We start from the raw sequence: 15,473 nt of genomic DNA, 5'->3' as shown, positions 1-15,473 counted from the left end.
GGGGGGCCGGCCGCGGATCAGGCGGCCGGCTCCAGCTGGAGCACGATGTCGAGGGCGCCGCGCTGGGTCGGCTGCGGGTTGGCGTAGGGGTCGTCCGCGTCGGGCCACCCGGTCCAGCTCTCGATGCGGTACTCGGCGCCCGCGGGCCTGGCCACCGTCGGGATGACCGGCACCTCCTCGGCCATCACCCGCTGGAGGGTGTCCAGCGCCTCGGCGCGCACCGCCTCGTCGGTGGCCTCGGCGTAGTCGCGGAGCGCCCGGTCGGCCTCGTCGTTCCGGAAGCGGGCGAAGTTGCCGCCGGGCGCGGCCTCGCCGACCGGCTGGTAGAGGGTGCCGTCCATGATGTGCTGGTACATGTCGTACGGGGTGGCGCCGCCGTTGGTCCAGTGCAGGGTGGCCTCGAACTCGCCCTCGTTGACCGCGTTGGTCCAGGCGTCCGCGGTCTGCGTCTCGACCTTCGCGTCGATGCCGATGGCGGCCAGGTTGTCGTCGATGATCGACAGCGCGGTGAGGTAGTCGGACCAGCCGGCGGGGTCGGTGAGGGTCAGGGTGACCGGATCGCCCTCGGGAGTGCGCAGGGTGTCCCCGTCCAGCTGGTACCCGGCGTCCCGCAGCACCTGCTGGGCGCCCTCGACGTCGACGGACAGCCCGGCGTCGGCGTACTCCGCGGAGAGAAACGTTTCTCCGGCCGGCATCGGCAGTCCGGTGGGCGAGGTGAGGGCGGGGAAGAGCCCGGCCTCGGCCTGTTCGCTGATGGCCGCACGGTCGATCACCATGGACATCGCGCGGCGCAGTTCGGGGTCGTCGAAGGGCTCGACCTCGTTGTTGACCCAGAGCGCGTCGATGCTCAGGCCGGTGGGGAACCACAGGTCGTTGTGCTCGGCGTCGCGTTCGACGTAGACCTGCTCGTAGTTGGGGATGAAGACCCACGACCAGTCGCAGTCGCCGTTGGCCAGGGCGGTGGTCTGCGCGTTGTTGTCGTTGTACGAGGTGTAGCGCAGCTCCTCGACCGCCGGCAGGTCCTGCCAGTAGCTGTCCCTGCGGGTCAGGGTGACGGCCTGCTGGGTGAAGCTCTCCAGGACGAACGGGCCGGTGCCGACGGGCTCCTGGTTCTCGAACGCCGCGGGGTCCTCGACCTGGGACCAGATGTGCTCGGGGACGATGTAGGTGTCGAGGATCCGGAACTCGTTGACGTACTGCGGGGATCCGAAGCTGAGCGTCACGGTGTCGCCCTCGCGGGCGACGTCCTCGAACGGCAGGCTGTACATGTTCAGCGCGTCGTTGCCCATCAGCATCTCGAAGGTGAAGGCGACGTCCGCGGCGTCGAACGTCTCGCCGTCCGACCAGGTGGGGCCCGAGCGGATGGTGAGGGCCACCTCGGTGTGGTCCGCGTTCCACTCCCAGGACTCGGCCAGCCAGGGCTTGGGGTCCTGTTCGGGGCGGACGCTGTTGGTCACGGCCAGCGGCTCGTAGATCATGGCCCGGTAGCCGAGCGAGGCGCTGGCCGAGGTGTCGAGCAGCGGGTTGCTGTTGTTGGCCTGCGGGCCGTTGGGCATGCCGATGGTCAGCACGCCGCCGCCGGCGCTGCCCGGGCCCTGCGGTCCCGCGGCGCCGGAGCAGCCCGCCAGCAGCGTGAGGACGAGCAGGCTTCCGGTGGTGGCCGTGGTGGATCTGATCGTTCGCGCTCGGACTCTCATGGGAACTCCCAGGCTTCGTGGCGATGGGTCCTGCGGCGGTGCCGGACGGTCGTGCCGGGGCGCGAGGCGGGGGATGTCAGCCGGGGGCGGAGGATCTGACGACCAGCTGGGTCGGGAGCACCACGGGCGCCGCCTCCAGCGGGGTGACCCCGTTCAGGTGGTCGAGCACCCGGCGGGCGGCGGCCTCGCCCATCGCCCGCATCGGCTGGCGCACGGTGGTGAGCGACGGCTCGGTGTAGGAGGCGATCGGCACGTCGTCGAAGCCGACCAGCGCGACGTCCTCGGGCACCCGCCGTCCCGCGGCGCGCAGGGCGTACAGCGCGCCGGTGGCGCTGAGGTCGTTGTGGGCGAAGACGGAGTCGAAGGGCAGGCCCTCGGCGAGCGCCCGCTCGATGGCGAACTGCCCCGAGTCGATGGTGAAGTCGCCCTCGATGATGCGGGCCCTCGGCTGCTGCACGCCGTGTTCGCGCAGCACGTCGAGGAACCCGGTCAGCCGGTCCCGGACGCAGCCGAAGCGCTGCGGCCCGCTGATGACCAGCGGCGCGCTGCGCCCGGAGGCCAGCAGGTGGGCGGCGGCCGAGGCGGCGCCCTCGGCGTTGGTGGTGGCGACGGACGGGAAGTCGGGGCGCTGGCCGCGGTCGTCGATGAGCACCAGCGGCAGGCCCTGGTGGTGCAGGGCGGCGATGGAACGCAGCGTGTTCTCCGGCTCGATGACCAGCACGCCGTCGAAGGCCCGGGCGGACACCTGGCTGGTGAACTGGGCCATGGAGTCCTCGCCGCGGTTGCAGGTGAACAGCAGCAGGCCGTAGCCGGCGTCCTCCACCGTGTCGGCGACGCCCTGGAGCACCTCGCCCATCCAGGGCCAGGTCAGGGAGGGCACCAGCATGGCGAGGGTGCGGCTGCTGCCGCGGGACAGGGCGACGGCCCGGGAGCTGGGCACGTAGCCGAGTTCCTCGATGACGGCACGGACCCGGTCTGCGGTCTCGGCGTCCACCTCGGCCTTGCCGTTGAGCACGCGCGAGACCGTGGTCTTGCTGACGGCCGCGGTGCGGGCGACGTCGGCGATGGTGACACGCATGGGGACTCCTTCCCGCGCGGACGGGGCCGCCGCGGGCGTGCGACGGCAGTGCCGACACCGGTTCCGGAACCGGTTCCGGCGTGGTGCGTGGGAGTTAACCGCCATCCCCGGGAGTCGTCAATACATCACGTCAGAATCTCTTGGACGCGCGGCGCGAGCCGGGTTCGCGTTCGAGAAGTGAAGGGGCGAGCCGCGAACGCCCCTCGCCGCTCAGGTGGTTGGACCAGAACCGCGGCCTCCGCGGGGAGGCGGCGGCGGTGTGGATCGGTCCCTCTTCTGCTCGTCTCCTCGTTCCAGCCCACCGCGGCCCGCCACCGGTATCTCCTCGACCAGGTGCAGCGGAGTCCGGAGGAGCGCGAGGGACCTGGCCAGGTGTCCGGCGATCGCGAGCGGTACGAGGATGGCGGCGAAGCACAACGCCGCGACCGTGGCGCCGAACTCGCTTGCCAGCCAGCCGGCCAGCAGCATGCCCAACCAGGTCAGCGACTGGGCGCAGAACGCGGAGATGGCGCTGACCCGGCCGACCAGCCGGTCGGGTATCAGTCGCGCGGTGTACGCCTCGAACACCGTGACGGTCGGCACCGAGGCGAAGGTGAACGCCGCCGCGGCCAGGCCGATCTGCCACGGTGCCGGCACGACCGCGGCGGTGGCCAGGCTCACCACGTAGATCCAGCCGCCCAGTTGGAAGACGCGCAGGGCCCTCATCCTGCGCAGGATCGCGCCGGCCAACAGGGCACCGGCGATGCCGCCGGCCAGCACGCCGGCGTTGGTCACCCCGATCACCTCGGGGGTGGCCCCGCGCGAGGCGAGCAGGGCCACGACCAGCAGCATGAAGCTGTTCCCGACCAGGTTGGCGACCGCCACCCAGGCCATGGTGTAGCGCAGGCCATGGCGGAGATCTGGTTGCCGAGATACGACACGGCGTTGCCGCTGAACCAGCACATGTAGTCCCGGTTGCGCCATAACGAAGGCGGTCGCTCCTGCGATGTCGCGGGCCGCATCTCAGCCACCTCCTGCCGGCGATCGCGAACACCGTCGGATGAGTCGGTCAGACCCCGCTCCGCACCGCTGTTGGTGCGCGACGGTCACCGTGGGCGGCCGCCGGATCAGCCGATCCGGGTGCGTTGCGGGAGGTGCTGCTTGAGCGCGGCGGCCAGCCGGCCGGGTGACGTCTCGACCTCGCCGAACCAGTAGGTGGGTCGCTCCCGGTCCGGCAGCTGGGTGAACGGCCCGGCGCCGAGTGGGGTGTGGGCCGCCGGGTCGAGTTCGATCTCCATGCCACAGCGCTGTGTCGAGGGTCCCGGGCGGTCGACGGGGACCACGCGAATCTGCCGGATCCACGGCCACGCGATCTGGGTTCGGCGGCCGTAGTGCCAGTGGGCGCTGAGATGGTGCTGGTGGATCTCCAGCTTTCCCCGCAACGCGCGAAACGGCGCGCGCAGCAGCACGGGTCCCAGCAGGAGCGGGATCCAGCCGACGACCGGACCCCACGGGGTGGCCGCGAGCGCGGTGCTGGACACGCCGATTCCGACGAGTCCCGCGCTGAAGGCGGTCCAGGTCTCCGCGCGCCGCTGCCGCACGGTGGTGAACACCCGCCGGGCGACCGGTGCTGAGGCGGGCGCGTGCGGTGGCGACGGTGGGGTGCTGGAGGCCGGCACCGGGCCGTCGGCGCGCGCGTCGGAGGCGGCGCCGGTGGGCGGGAGCGGAGCCGTGGCTGGAGTGGTGGGGGGTGGAGTGGTCCCCTGGACTGGGGATTCGGGTCCGGGGGCGCGGTCGAGGTGTCGCAGCGCGTGGGAGAGGTCGGCGGCGTTCGGGTACCGCTGGGTGGGGTCCTTGTGCAGCAGGGTCAGCACGAGGTCGTCCCAGGCGGAGGGGATGCCGGCGCGCACCGAGCTGGGGGTGGGCGGATCCTCCGTGAGGTGGGCGGTGAGGTAGCCGAGGGTGTCGGGGGCCTGGAAGGGCAGCCGGCCGGTGATCAGCTCGAAGAGCAGGCAGCCGAGGGCGTACAGGTCGCTGCGTGGTTCGGGGAAGCCGCGTGCCTGTTCGGGGGCCATGTACGGGGGTGTGCCCACGATGAAGCCGGTCTGGGTGAGGCGGTCCGAGGTCGCGTGGGGATCGGCCGCCCTCGCGATGCCGAAGTCGAGGACCTTCACGGCGCCGGAGGGCGTGACGAGGATGTTGGACGGCTTGATGTCCCGGTGCATGATTCCGGCGTCGTGCGCCTCGGCGAGCGCGTCGCATATCTGGGCGCCCCATCGGGCCGCGTCCGGCAGGCTGACGACGCCTCCTTGGCGAAGCGTCGCGTCCAGGCCCTCGCCTCGGACCAGCTCCATCACCAGGAACGGGACCCTGTCGCCCTCGGTGCCGGTCTCGCCGAGGTCGTGGATCGTCACGATGTTGGGGTGCTGCAGCCGGGCGGTGATCCGCGCCTCGCGCAGGAACCTGGCACGTGCCTCGTCGCCGTCGCTTCCGCCGCCGGAGAGCAGGGAGATCACCTTGACCGCGACGGGCCGGCCCAGGGTCTCGTCCCGCGCCTCCCACACCTGCCCCATTCCGCCCTTGGCGACGTCTCGCACCAACCGGTAACGGCCCCCCAGGAGCTGGTCCCGCACTGCTACGCCTCCCCTGTTCAGGGCATTCCTGTCCTCGCTGGCGCACCGGCGGAGTTCAGCCCTGCCCGCACCTCGCGGTCAGCAGCCTGCCAGATCAGGGTGCCGCCGTGGGAACCGGCCCGCAGCCCCTGTCAGGCAGGCGTCGGTAACGTTTCCGAGGGAGGCGGACCCTACCCCAGGGGCCGGCGCAACACCGCGACGCCGCGGGGGTCGAGGCGGACGGGGGCGTCGGGGGCGGCGCCGGAGCGGCGGCCGGCCAGCAGGTCGCCGGCGACGTCCGGCACCTCGACGGGTTCCGCGGTGCGGTTCACCAGGAACCAGTAGGCGGCCTCGGCGTCGGCGCGCACCACCAACTCGACGCGTCCGCGGGCCGCTTCCGGCAGTTCGGCGGTCACCCCGGCGGCGTCGAGCAGCCGGGCCAGCACGCCGGTCAGGCCCTCGACGCCCAGCCGGGTGGACACGTAGGCGGCCGAACCGGCCCCGGTGCCGCGCCGGGTGACGGCGGGGCGCCCGGCCAGCGCGCCCGAGGCGTAGCTGGCCAGCACCTCGGCGGTGGGGTCGGTGAGCTCGACGCGGTCCGACCAGAGCGTGCCGGTGAGGCCCGCCTCGGTTCCGTCGTCCAGCGCGACCGCGGCGCCGTCGGGCAGCGGGGCGAACTCCTCGATCCGGATGCCCAGCAGGTCGCGCAGCGCCCCCGGATAGCCGCCGAGCCAGGCGTGGTCGTTCTCGTCCACGATCCCGGAGAAGTAGGTGGTCACCAGGTGGCCGCCGCCCTCGACGTAGCGGGTGAGCTCCTTGGCCAACGGGCCCGGCACCAGGTGCAGCACGGGCGCCACCACGACGTCGTAGCCGTGGAGGCCGGCGCCGACCGGGATCACGTCGGCGCGGACGCCGAGCGCGAGGAACGCCGAGTACCAGTCCAGAGCCTCCTGGCGGTAGCGCAGCCGGGAGGTGGGGTGCGAGTCCTGCTCGCTGGCCCACCACGACTCCCAGTCGAAGAGGATCGCCGCGCGGGCGGGGTGCCGGCCCGAGCCGACCAGCGGGGCGAGCTCCGCGAGCTGCCGGCCGAGGGCGACCACCGACCGGAAGACCTCGCTGTCCGAACCGGCGTGCGGGACCATCGCGGAGTGGTACTTCTCGGCCCCGGCCGCGGACTGGCGCCACTGGAAGAAGCACACCGCGTCGGCGCCGTGCGCCACGTGCAGCAGCGAGTCGCGGGCCAGTTCGCCCGGCTCCTTGGCGAGGTTGACGGGCTGCCAGTTGACCGCGCTGGTGGCGTGCTCCATGAGGAACCACGGGCGCCCGCCGGCCAGGTGCCCCGTGAGGTTGGCGGAGAACGACAGCTCGTCGAGCGCCTGCGGTCCTGGCAGCACGTAGTGGTCGTTGGCGACGAAGTCGACCTCGGCGGCCCAGTCGGCGTAGTTCATGCCCCGGGTCTCGCCCATCACCATGAAGTTCGTGGTGACCGGCACCTCGGGGGTCAGGCGGCGCAGCACGTCGCGTTCCGCGCGGAGATGGTCGAGCAGCGCGTCCGAGGAGAAGCGCTTGAAGTCGAGCTGCTGGGTGGGGTTGGGGTGGGAGGCGGCGAGCCGGGGCGGCAGGAGTTGCTCCCAGTCGGTGTAGCGCTGCGACCAGAACGCCGTGCCCCAGGCGTGGTTGAGCGCGTCCAGGCTGCCGTACCTGGCGCGCGCCCAGGCGCGGAAGGCGCGGGCCGCGTCGTCGGAGTAGTCGTAGACGTTGTGGCAGCCGAGCTCGTTGTTGACGTGCCAGGCGGCGAGCGCCGGGTGGTCGGCGTACCGGCGGGCGAGCGCGTCGACCAGGCGCAGCGCGTGCTCGCGGAAGACCGGCGAGGTGGGCCGCCAGTGCTGGCGGGCGCCCGGCCAGACCGTCTCGCCGCTGGCGGTGACCGGCAGGATCTCCGGGTGCCGGGCGGTCAACCAGGGCGGCGGAGAGGCGGTCGCGGTGGCCAGGTCCACCGCGATGCCGCCCGCGTGCAGCAGGTCCATGACCTCGTCCAGCCAGCCGAAGTCCCAGGTGTCCTCGGCCGGCTGGATCCTGGCCCAGGAGAAGATGGCGAGCGAGACGACGGTCACGCCCGCCTCACGCATCAGCGCGACGTCCTCCGGCCACACCTCGCGCGGCCACTGCTCCGGGTTGTAGTCGGCTCCGTAGGCGAAACGGGGGGTCGTTTCGCCGTCGGGCCAGCGCAGCCAGCGGCCGGGCGAGGGGGCGGGGGACATGAGCTCTCCTTGCGGGGGGTGCCTACGGGTTGACGGTGAAACCCTGGTCGTTGCCGTACGTCTCGGACTGGCTCTGCCAGTCCTGCAGGCCCTCGGCGAGGGTGGTGTCCGAGACGTACGCCTGACCGACCGTGTCGTTGAAGATGGAGTTGGCGTAGACCTGGTAGGGCAGGTACGACCAGCCCGGGACGACGCTGGCAGCGGACTCGGAAAGGATCTCGTTGGCCCGCTGGCCGCCGAAGTACTCGAACTCCTTGTTGAGGAACTCCTCGGACTCCAGGGTGGCGGTGTCGGCGGGGAAGGAGCCCAGGTCGTGCATGACCTGCGACCCCTCGCCGACGGTCATGTACTCGGCGAAGGCGTAGGCCAGGGGCTTCTTCTCGCTGGCCTCCAGCACGGCGAGCGAGCTGCCGCCGTTCTCGGCGGTGACGAAGTCGCCGCCGTCCTCCCACTGGGGCATGGGGGCCACGCGCCAGTCGCCGGAGGCGTTCGCCACGCCGGACTCGAAGTTGGGCGGCATCCAGGCGCCGGTGACGAGCGTCGCGATGGTGCCGTCGCCGAGGGCCTGGTACCACTCGTCGGTCCAACCGGTGACGTCGGTCGTGAGGTCTTCGTCGATGAGCTGCTGCCAGGTGTCGGCGAACCGCTGGGAGCCCTCGTCGGCGAAGTCGATGGTGACGTTGGTTCCGTCGACCTGGTAGGGCTGGCCACCGGCCTGCCAGATCATGCTGGTGGTGAAGCCGGCGTCGCCGGTGTCGGAGGCGATGTAGGAGTCGGAGTCGGCGGCACGGAGGTCGCGGGCCGCCTGCACGTACTCCTCCCACGTGGTGGGGACCTCGATGCCGGCCTCGTCGAAGACCGTCTTGTTGTAGAACATCGCCATCGGGCCGGAGTCCACGGGCATGCCGTAGATGCCCTCCCCGCCGCCAGGGTGGACGGAGTTCCAGGTGCCGGGGGTGAAGGTGCCCTCCAGCTCGTTGGCGCCGAAGGAGCTGAGGTCGGTGACGGACTCGGCGATCGCGTACTGCGGCAGGGCGTAGTACTCGATCTGCGCCACGTCCGGCACTCCCCTGCCGGAGTCGATGGCGTTCTGCAGGGCGACGTACTGGTCCTGGTTGGTGCCGGCGTTGACCAGTTCGACGGTGATGTTGTCGTGCGCCTCGTCGAACGCCTCGGCGGCCTCGCGAATGGTCGTGCTCCACGCCCAGACGGTGAGCTTGCCACCCTCCTCCAGGGCCGCCTCGACGTCGTCGGGGGAGCCGCCGTCCGCGGAGTCGTCGTCGGAGCCGCAGGCGGCCATGGCCAGGGAAAGGGCACAGGTCGCGGCAGCCGCGGCGACCAGCCGGCGGCGGGACCGCCCCCGGCCGGCGCCGGTGCGGGGTGTGGTGGTCCGTCTCATGGGTTTCTCACTTCATTGTCAGATTGTTCGTTTTGTCAATATTCAGAAGGGGTTGGGGGAAGGAGCCCGAGGGCCGGGCCGGTCGGCGCTACTGCTTGACGCTGCCCGCGGACAGCCCCGACTGCCAGTAGCGCTGCAGCAGGAGGAAGGCGGCGATCAGCGGGATGATGGTGAGGAGGGAGCCGGTGATGACGAGGTTGAAGATCGCCTCGCCGCCGGCGGTGGCGGCCTGGTCGTTCCATGACTTCAGGCCCAGGGTCAGCGGGTACCAGTCCGGGTCCTTGAGCATGATCAGCGGCAGGAAGTAGTTGTTCCACGTGTGGACCATGCTGAACAGCAGCACCGTGACCATGCCGGGCGCCAGCAGCGGCAGACTGACGCTGACGAAGGTGCGGAACTCGCCCGCCCCGTCGATGCGGGCGGCCTCCAGCAGTTCGGTGGGGATCGCGTCGGTGGCGAAGACCCACATCAGATAGAGGCCGAAGGGCGAGATGAGGGAGGGGATGATGACCGCCCAGGGGGTGTTGGTCAGGCTCATCTCGCTGAACATCAGGAACGTCGGAACGGCCAGGGCCGTGCCGGGCACGGCGACGGCGCCGATGATGACGGCGAAGACGGCGCGCTTGCCGGGGAAGTCGAACTTGGCCAGCGCGTAGCCGCCGAGCACGGCCAGCATCGTCGCCCCGCCGGCGCCGAGGGCGACGTACAGCAGGGTGTTCAGCAGCCAGCGCACGAACACGCCGTCGTCGTAGGTCAGCGTGTCGCCGATGTTGGAGAAGAGCGCGAAGTCGCCGCTGAACCAGAGCCCGAAGGAGTCCATCAGGCTGGGCTGGGTCTTGGTGGAGTTGATGAGGAGCCACAGCAGCGGCACGAGCGCGTAGAGCAGCACCAGCCCGGTGAGCAGCGTGAGCGTGATGCTGCGGCGCGGCCGGGAGACGGGGTGCAGGCGGCGCGCGCGGCGCGGGGTGCGCAGCGGGGAGGCGGACCGGGGACGGGTACGGGGTGAGGCAACAGCCGGGGTGCCCATCGCTGATCACGCGTCCTTTCGCATGCCGCGCAGTTGCACGACGTAGGCGATGATCATGGTGACCAGGCCCATGACGATCGCGACGGTGGCCGCGTAGTTGTGCTGCTGGCCGTTGAACGCCAGGGAGTAGGCGTAGAGGTTGGGGGTGAACTCGGTCGTGATGGTGTTGGGCGCCAGGTTCTGCAGGATGCTCGGCTCGTTGAAGAGCTGGAAGCTGCCGATGATCGAGAAGATGGTGGCTATGACGAGGGCGCCGCGCAGCGCGGGGAGCTTGATGGCGGTGACCACGCGGAACTGGCTGGCGCCGTCGATCTCCGCGGCCTCGTAGAGGGTGTGGGGTATCACGCGCAGCGCGGAGTAGAAGATCAACATGTTGTAGCCGACGAACTCCCAGGTCACGATGTTGCCTATGGAGGCGAGTACCAGGCCGGCGGAGAGGGGGTTCGGGAGCTCGATGTCGAAGGCGTCGTTGATGTTGCCGACCAGGCCGAAGCGGGTGCCGTACATGAAGCCCCACATGAGGGCGGCGACGACGGCGGGCACGGCGTAGGGCAGGAAGATCGTGATGCGGAAGAAGCTCTTGCCGTACAGCCGCCCGGAGTCGACGGCCAGGGCGACGAGCATCGCGATGCCCAGCATGATCGGGACCTGGACGCAGAGGAAGAGCCCGACGCGGACCAGCCCCTCCCAGAACTTCGCGTCGTCCAGCACGTCCTGGTAGTTCTCCAGGCCGACGTACTGGGTGCCGCCGATCAGCTGGTCGCGGTAGAGGCTCAGGTAGATCGAGTAGGCGATCGGGGCCAGGAAGACCAGGCCGAACACCGCCATGAACGGGCCGATGAAACCCCACCCGACCCAGGCGCGGCGGCGGCTGGCGCGGCGGGACGGTGCGGAACGGGCCGCGGCCGCGGGCGGTGACAGCGTCGTCATGTGGTTCCTCGCTGGGTCCGTCGGAAGGTCACAGGTCGATGTCGTGGTGGAAAATGATCGATCTCGACGATGTTTGCGTAAACATTGTTGGGCGTGATATTTACACTGCTCAGTGGCGGGCGTCAAGAGGCGTCGGCCGTGCGATGGCGAAGGGGAGGCGGGCGTGCGGGAGTCCACTCAGCCCGCGCAGGCGCTTGCCGCGCGAGCCTCGGAAACGGAGCCGGCAGAGCCGGCGCGGCCGGCGGCGGCGACGGGTTCCGCGAAGGCGGCGGGGCCGGCGGAGCCAGCCAGGTCCACGAAGGCGGCGGAGTCAGTGGCGTCGAAGGGGACCGCGGAGCCGGCGCGGCCGGCGGCGGCGACGGGTTCCGCGAAGGCGGCGGGGCCGGCGGAGCCGGGGCGGCCGGCGGAGGCGACGGGGTCCGCGGGGGGCGTGGCTTCGGGGGCGAGGGGCGGGGTGCCGGCCGCGCGGCGCGGGCGGCGGGTGTCCATGGCGGACGTGGCGCGGCGGGCGGGGGTCTCCTCGCAGACCGTCTCCCGGGTCTCCAACGGCCACCCCGGCGTGGTGGAGACGACCCGGCAGCAGGTGCTGCGGGCCATGGCGGAGCTGGGCTACCGACCCAACAGCGCCGCCCGCGCCCTGAAACGGGGCGAGTTCCGCACCCTCGGCGTCATCCTCTTCACGCTCGCCACCACCGGCAACATGCGCACCCTGGAGGCCATCGCGACCTCGGCCGCCCGGCAGGGCTACGCGGTCACGCTGTTGCCCGTCGCCGTCCCCACCCAGGACGGTGTGCGCGGTGCGTTCACCCGGCTCGGCGAACTCGCGGTGGACGCCGTCATCGTGATCATGGAGGTGCACCTGATGGACGCCGCGACGGTGTCGCTGCCGCCCGGGGTGCAGGTCGCGGTGGCCGATTCGGACGCCGGCGACCGCTACAGCGTGGTGGACACGGACCAGGCGGGCGGCAGCCGGGAGGCCGTGCGCCATCTGCTCGACCTCGGACACGAGACGGTGTGGCACCTCGCCGGACCCGCCGAGTCGTTCGCGGCCAACCGGCGGGCCGCCGCCTGGCAGGACACGCTGGAGACTGCGGGCCGCGCGGTGCCGCCGCCGGTACGCGGCGACTGGTCGGCGGAGTCCGGCTACCACGCCGGGCTGCGGCTCGCGGACGAGCCCGACTGCACCGCCGTGTTCGCGGCCAACGACCAGATGGCGCTCGGCCTGCTGCGCGCGCTGCACGAGCGGGGCCGCCAGGTGCCGCGCGACGTCAGCGTGGTGGGCTTCGACGACATCCCCGAGGCGGCCTCCTTCACTCCCCCGCTGACCACCATCCACCAGGACTTCGCCGAGGTCGGCCGGCTGCTGGTGGAGGACGTGCTGCGCAAGATCCACGCGGCCGCGGAGGAGGGCGCGCCGGGCGCCGGCACCAGCGTGGTGCCCACCCACATGGTGGTCCGCGCCAGCACGGCCCCGCCTCCGGCGGCCGGCCAGGGGGAATCAGGGCGCACGGAATGAGGGTGATCGGCACGAAGACGCGCGCGACGAACGGGCGCGGACGGAGAGAAACGCGGGGCGGCCGGCGATGACTTCTCCGTCCCGCCCGGGTCTACCCCATGCCCACCCGCGGCACCCGCGCGGTCGGCCAGCGGCCGGTGGGCCGGAAGCGGAACGGGACGGAGCCACATGACCTCCAACGGCATCGCGGGCGGCACGGGCGCCACGACAGTGGTCGAGCGCGATCTGAACCTGGGCGACGGGCGAACGCTGCGCGTGTACGACACCGGGCCGGGGGACGCCGGCGCGGAGTCCCTGGTCGTGGTCTGGCACCACGGCACGCCGAACGTCGGTGCCCCGCCGGCGCCGCTGTTCCCGGCGGCCCGGCGGCTCGGTATCCGGTGGGTGTCCTACGACCGCCCCGGGTACGGGGGTTCGACGCCGCGCCCGGACCGGCCCGTCGGATCCGCGGCGGACGACGTGGCGCGCGTCGTGGACGCGTTGGGCGTCGGGCGGTTCGCGGTGATGGGCCACTCCGGGGGCGGCCCGCACGCGCTGGCGTGCGGCGCGCTGCTGCCGGACCGGGTGCTCGGCGTCGTCAGCGTCTCCGGGCTCGCGCCGTTCGACGCCGAAGGGCTCGACTGGTTCGCGGGCATGGGTGACGCCGGCGCGGCGTCGCTGCGCGCGGCCGCCGCGGGCCGGGCGGCGAAGGAGCGGCACCTCGCCTCCCCCGACGCCGACCACGAACCGGACTTCACGCCGGAGGACTGGGCGGCGCTCGCCGGGGAGTGGTCGTGGTTCGGCGACGTCGTCGGGCCGGCCGTCGCCTCGGGCCCCGGGCCGCACGTCGACGACGACCTCGCCTACGTGACCCCGTGGGGCTTCGACCCCGCCCGGATCGCGGCGCCGCTCCTGCTGCTGCACGGCGGCCGGGACCGGGTGGTGCCCGCCGCGCACAGCCGCTGGCTGGCGCGCCACTGCCACACGGCGGAGCCGCGGCTGGTCCCGGAGGACGGACACATCTCCGTCATGCGGTCCGCCGCGTCGGCACTGTCCTGGCTCCGGGACGCCACCCGCGCGGCCTGACCACCGCGCCTCCTCGTACCCGCTCGTCGTACCCGCCCGTCGTGTCGGCGGTGCGGCGTGAGCGGGCCGCGCCTCGCCGCCGCTTGACCCTGCCACCAGTGTCAGGCCCTAACGTCGTGGTCGACGTCCCCGTTCCCGGCGGTGGGGGGACCGTTCCTGCCCAACACCGCTGATGGGAGACACCCATGACCTCCTTCGTCGTCCACCTCGACGGCCGGCCGGCCACCGCGGAGGACCTGGCGCCGCTGGCCTTCGCGGGCTACGCCCACTTCACCGCCGCCCAGGTCCGGGGCGGCCGGATCCGCGGTCTGGACCTCCACCTGGAACGGTTGCGGGCCGCCTCCGACGAACTGTTCGGGCGAGCGCTGCCCGACGACCGGGTGCGGGCCGCACTGCGCCCGGCGCTGGCGGCCGGCCCGCCGGACCTGTCACTGACGGTCTTCGTGCACGAGTCGGTGGGCGAGTTCACCCCCGGAGGCGACGGCACCCCGCTCCGGCTTCTCGTCCGCACCGGGCCGCCCGCGCCCGAGCCCGCGGGGCCGCTGGCGCTGGCGGTCGTGGAGTACGAACGGGTGCTGCCGGAGGTGAAGCACGTCGGCGAGGTGGCCAAGACGCTGTTTCTGCGCCGGGCGGAACGCGAGGGGTTCGACGACGCCGCGTTCGTGGACCGCGCGGGGCGGATCGGGGAGGCGACGATCTGGAACCTGGCGTTCTGGGACGGCGCCGCCGTGGTGTGGCCGGCGGCCCCGGTGCTGGGCGGCACCACCATGGCCGTGGTCCGCCGGCAGCTGGAGCGGCTCGGCGTCCCCCAGCACGACCGCGAACTCACCCTCGCCGACCTGCCGGCGCTGGCCGGGGCCGTCGTGATGAACTCCTGGACGCCCGGCGTCCCCGTGCACCGGATCGGCTCCGTCGAGCTGCCCGCGGCACCGGATTTCGTGGCGCTGCTGCACCGCGCCTACCAGGCCGAACCCCTCACCACGCCGTGAGGCGGCCGGCCGGGTCCCGCCCGGGCGGCGGTCAGTTCGCCGGGGCCGGGCCCCGGTCGTCGGCGTCGCCGGGTGACGGTCTGCGGTGCCGCCCGGGGCCGTGCCCGGTCCCCGGCGGGCGCACCGGATCGGTGCCGGCCGTCTCCGGATGGGTGAACCGCTTGGCCTCGGCGAGGTTGGCCGCGAACGCCACGGCCTCCCATTCGTAGCCGTTCCACCGGCTGATCAGGCGGGGCGCCTCGGGGTTCACGTGGTCGCCCTGCCGCGGTCCCGGGCTGAGGGTGTCCACCCGGTAGCGGTCGGCGCGCCGCCGCTCCCGCCGCGCGGCCCAGTCCGACAACGACTCCTCGTCCATGACGCGCGCTCCCCTTCCCCCGGACCTCCCGCGGTGACGTCTCGCGGTCCGGCAGCGCCCATCGTGGCCCACCGCCCGCGGCGAGCCAAGCCCCGCTGCGCCGTGTGAGTGACAACGCGACCACCGGGCGCGCGAGTCAGCCGCCCCGGCATCCGGGGGAACCCGGCCGGGGCGGCTCGTGGACCGGCGCCCTCCGCGGGCGCCGCGGTTCAGCGGCGGTGGCGCAGCCGGCTGAGGAGCTGGCGGGCCTGCGCCCGCTTCCTCGGGTCGGACGCCGCGCGGCGGGCCGAGTCCACGGCCCTGCGGCCCTGCGGGCTGCGGCTGAACCGCTTGAGTCGATCGATCAGGCCGGACATGGTGGTCCTCCCGGAGGAAGATCGGGGCTCTTTTCCTTCAGGTACCCACCGGCCGCCCGGTAACCCATGCGGCCGCGGACCGAAGTGTTGCCCCGTGTCACGCCGTGTTAACAATTCGGCTCCCGTCGACCGCCGCGCGCCCTCGATACGAGACCGGCACGGCCCTTACGCGAGCGCGTTCGAACGGACTCCCGTTCTGCGACGACGCG

General features: G+C 72.5%; 14 protein-coding genes. 3 read left to right on the top strand and 11 right to left on the bottom strand.

Annotated features, from left to right (window positions below; translation table 11 throughout):
• Positions 1–17: 17 nt before the first annotated feature.
• From ABGB06_RS26195 to ABGB06_RS26155, 9 genes are all read right to left on the bottom strand, one after another.
• The gene (locus ABGB06_RS26195) at positions 18–1,697 is read right to left on the bottom strand and encodes an ABC transporter substrate-binding protein (RefSeq protein WP_347593627.1); all 1,680 of its coding nucleotides are present in this window, start codon (positions 1,695–1,697) and stop codon (positions 18–20) included.
• Positions 1,698–1,773: 76 nt separating this feature from the next.
• On the bottom strand, positions 1,774–2,775 hold the full coding sequence (locus tag ABGB06_RS26190; RefSeq protein WP_347593625.1) for a LacI family DNA-binding transcriptional regulator: 1,002 nt from the start codon (positions 2,773–2,775) through the stop codon (positions 1,774–1,776).
• Positions 2,776–2,985: 210 nt separating this feature from the next.
• On the bottom strand, positions 2,986–3,639 hold the full coding sequence (locus ABGB06_RS26185) for a hypothetical protein (protein WP_347593623.1): 654 nt from the start codon (positions 3,637–3,639) through the stop codon (positions 2,986–2,988).
• 242 nt (positions 3,640–3,881) lie between these two features.
• Positions 3,882–5,387 carry a serine/threonine-protein kinase gene (locus ABGB06_RS26180; protein WP_347593621.1) on the bottom strand — a complete coding sequence of 502 codons (1,506 nt, stop codon included), beginning with the start codon at positions 5,385–5,387 and terminating at the stop codon, positions 3,882–3,884.
• 170 nt (positions 5,388–5,557) lie between these two features.
• On the bottom strand, positions 5,558–7,627 hold the full coding sequence (locus ABGB06_RS26175) for a beta-galactosidase (RefSeq protein ID WP_347593619.1): 2,070 nt from the start codon (positions 7,625–7,627) through the stop codon (positions 5,558–5,560).
• 22 nt (positions 7,628–7,649) lie between these two features.
• Positions 7,650–9,026 carry a sugar ABC transporter substrate-binding protein gene (locus ABGB06_RS26170; RefSeq protein WP_347593617.1) on the bottom strand — a complete coding sequence of 459 codons (1,377 nt, stop codon included), beginning with the start codon at positions 9,024–9,026 and terminating at the stop codon, positions 7,650–7,652.
• A gap of 88 nt (positions 9,027–9,114) precedes the next feature.
• A complete protein-coding gene (locus ABGB06_RS26165) occupies positions 9,115–10,053 on the bottom strand; it encodes a carbohydrate ABC transporter permease (RefSeq protein WP_347593615.1) in 939 nt (312 codons plus the stop codon).
• Between the two features lie 6 nt (positions 10,054–10,059).
• Positions 10,060–10,983: a sugar ABC transporter permease gene (locus ABGB06_RS26160; RefSeq protein WP_347593613.1), complete on the bottom strand. Its 924-nt coding sequence runs from the start codon at positions 10,981–10,983 to the stop codon at positions 10,060–10,062.
• 177 nt (positions 10,984–11,160) lie between these two features.
• Positions 11,161–11,472: a hypothetical protein gene (locus tag ABGB06_RS26155; RefSeq protein ID WP_347593611.1), complete on the bottom strand. Its 312-nt coding sequence runs from the start codon at positions 11,470–11,472 to the stop codon at positions 11,161–11,163.
• On the opposite strand from ABGB06_RS26155, the gene ABGB06_RS26150 reads away from it, so the two are divergent.
• The 3 genes from ABGB06_RS26150 (at position 11,471) to ABGB06_RS26140 (ending at position 14,553) form a co-directional block, all read left to right on the top strand.
• On the top strand, positions 11,471–12,499 hold the full coding sequence (locus ABGB06_RS26150; protein WP_347593609.1) for a LacI family DNA-binding transcriptional regulator: 1,029 nt from the start codon (positions 11,471–11,473) through the stop codon (positions 12,497–12,499). The two genes, ABGB06_RS26155 and ABGB06_RS26150, sit on opposite strands and share 2 nt — an antisense overlap.
• Positions 12,500–12,667: 168 nt before the next feature.
• Positions 12,668–13,564 carry an alpha/beta hydrolase gene (locus ABGB06_RS26145; protein WP_347593607.1) on the top strand — a complete coding sequence of 299 codons (897 nt, stop codon included), beginning with the start codon at positions 12,668–12,670 and terminating at the stop codon, positions 13,562–13,564.
• A 185-nt stretch (positions 13,565–13,749) separates the two neighbouring features.
• A complete protein-coding gene (locus ABGB06_RS26140) occupies positions 13,750–14,553 on the top strand; it encodes an aminotransferase class IV family protein (protein ID WP_347593605.1) in 804 nt (267 codons plus the stop codon).
• A gap of 31 nt (positions 14,554–14,584) precedes the next feature.
• On the opposite strand, the gene ABGB06_RS26135 is transcribed toward ABGB06_RS26140, so the two are convergent.
• Together ABGB06_RS26135 and ABGB06_RS26130 are read right to left on the bottom strand one after the other, a co-directional pair.
• On the bottom strand, positions 14,585–14,908 hold the full coding sequence (locus ABGB06_RS26135) for a DUF6087 family protein (protein ID WP_347593603.1): 324 nt from the start codon (positions 14,906–14,908) through the stop codon (positions 14,585–14,587).
• A 209-nt stretch (positions 14,909–15,117) separates the two neighbouring features.
• Positions 15,118–15,264 carry a hypothetical protein gene (locus tag ABGB06_RS26130; RefSeq protein WP_347593601.1) on the bottom strand — a complete coding sequence of 49 codons (147 nt, stop codon included), beginning with the start codon at positions 15,262–15,264 and terminating at the stop codon, positions 15,118–15,120.
• Positions 15,265–15,473: the final 209 nt, after the last annotated feature.

Source organism: Streptomyces sp. B6B3, assembly GCF_039871525.1.
GTDB lineage: Bacteria > Actinomycetota > Actinomycetes > Streptomycetales > Streptomycetaceae > Streptomyces.
Note: the sequence above shows the minus strand (reverse complement) of the source record. Positions and strands in the feature narration are given on the sequence as shown.

What these genes read in the sequence shown, in the direction of transcription:
- ABGB06_RS26190 (WP_347593625.1), bottom strand. Translation starts at nt 2,775, where the DNA reads ATGCGTGTCACCATCGCCGACGTCGCCCGCACCGCGGCCGTCAGCAAG.
- ABGB06_RS26165 (WP_347593615.1), bottom strand. Translation starts at nt 10,053, where the DNA reads ATGGGCACCCCGGCTGTTGCCTCACCCCGTACCCGTCCCCGGTCCGCC.
- ABGB06_RS26155 (WP_347593611.1), bottom strand. Translation starts at nt 11,472, where the DNA reads ATGGACACCCGCCGCCCGCGCCGCGCGGCCGGCACCCCGCCCCTCGCC.
- ABGB06_RS26135 (WP_347593603.1), bottom strand. Translation starts at nt 14,908, where the DNA reads ATGGACGAGGAGTCGTTGTCGGACTGGGCCGCGCGGCGGGAGCGGCGG.
- ABGB06_RS26160 (WP_347593613.1), bottom strand. Translation starts at nt 10,983, where the DNA reads ATGACGACGCTGTCACCGCCCGCGGCCGCGGCCCGTTCCGCACCGTCC.
- ABGB06_RS26130 (WP_347593601.1), bottom strand. Translation starts at nt 15,264, where the DNA reads ATGTCCGGCCTGATCGATCGACTCAAGCGGTTCAGCCGCAGCCCGCAG.
- ABGB06_RS26175 (WP_347593619.1), bottom strand. Translation starts at nt 7,627, where the DNA reads ATGTCCCCCGCCCCCTCGCCCGGCCGCTGGCTGCGCTGGCCCGACGGC.
- ABGB06_RS26195 (WP_347593627.1), bottom strand. Translation starts at nt 1,697, where the DNA reads ATGAGAGTCCGAGCGCGAACGATCAGATCCACCACGGCCACCACCGGA.
- ABGB06_RS26140 (WP_347593605.1), top strand. Translation starts at nt 13,750, where the DNA reads ATGACCTCCTTCGTCGTCCACCTCGACGGCCGGCCGGCCACCGCGGAG.
- ABGB06_RS26150 (WP_347593609.1), top strand. Translation starts at nt 11,471, where the DNA reads ATGGCGGACGTGGCGCGGCGGGCGGGGGTCTCCTCGCAGACCGTCTCC.
- ABGB06_RS26170 (WP_347593617.1), bottom strand. Translation starts at nt 9,026, where the DNA reads ATGAGACGGACCACCACACCCCGCACCGGCGCCGGCCGGGGGCGGTCC.
- ABGB06_RS26145 (WP_347593607.1), top strand. Translation starts at nt 12,668, where the DNA reads ATGACCTCCAACGGCATCGCGGGCGGCACGGGCGCCACGACAGTGGTC.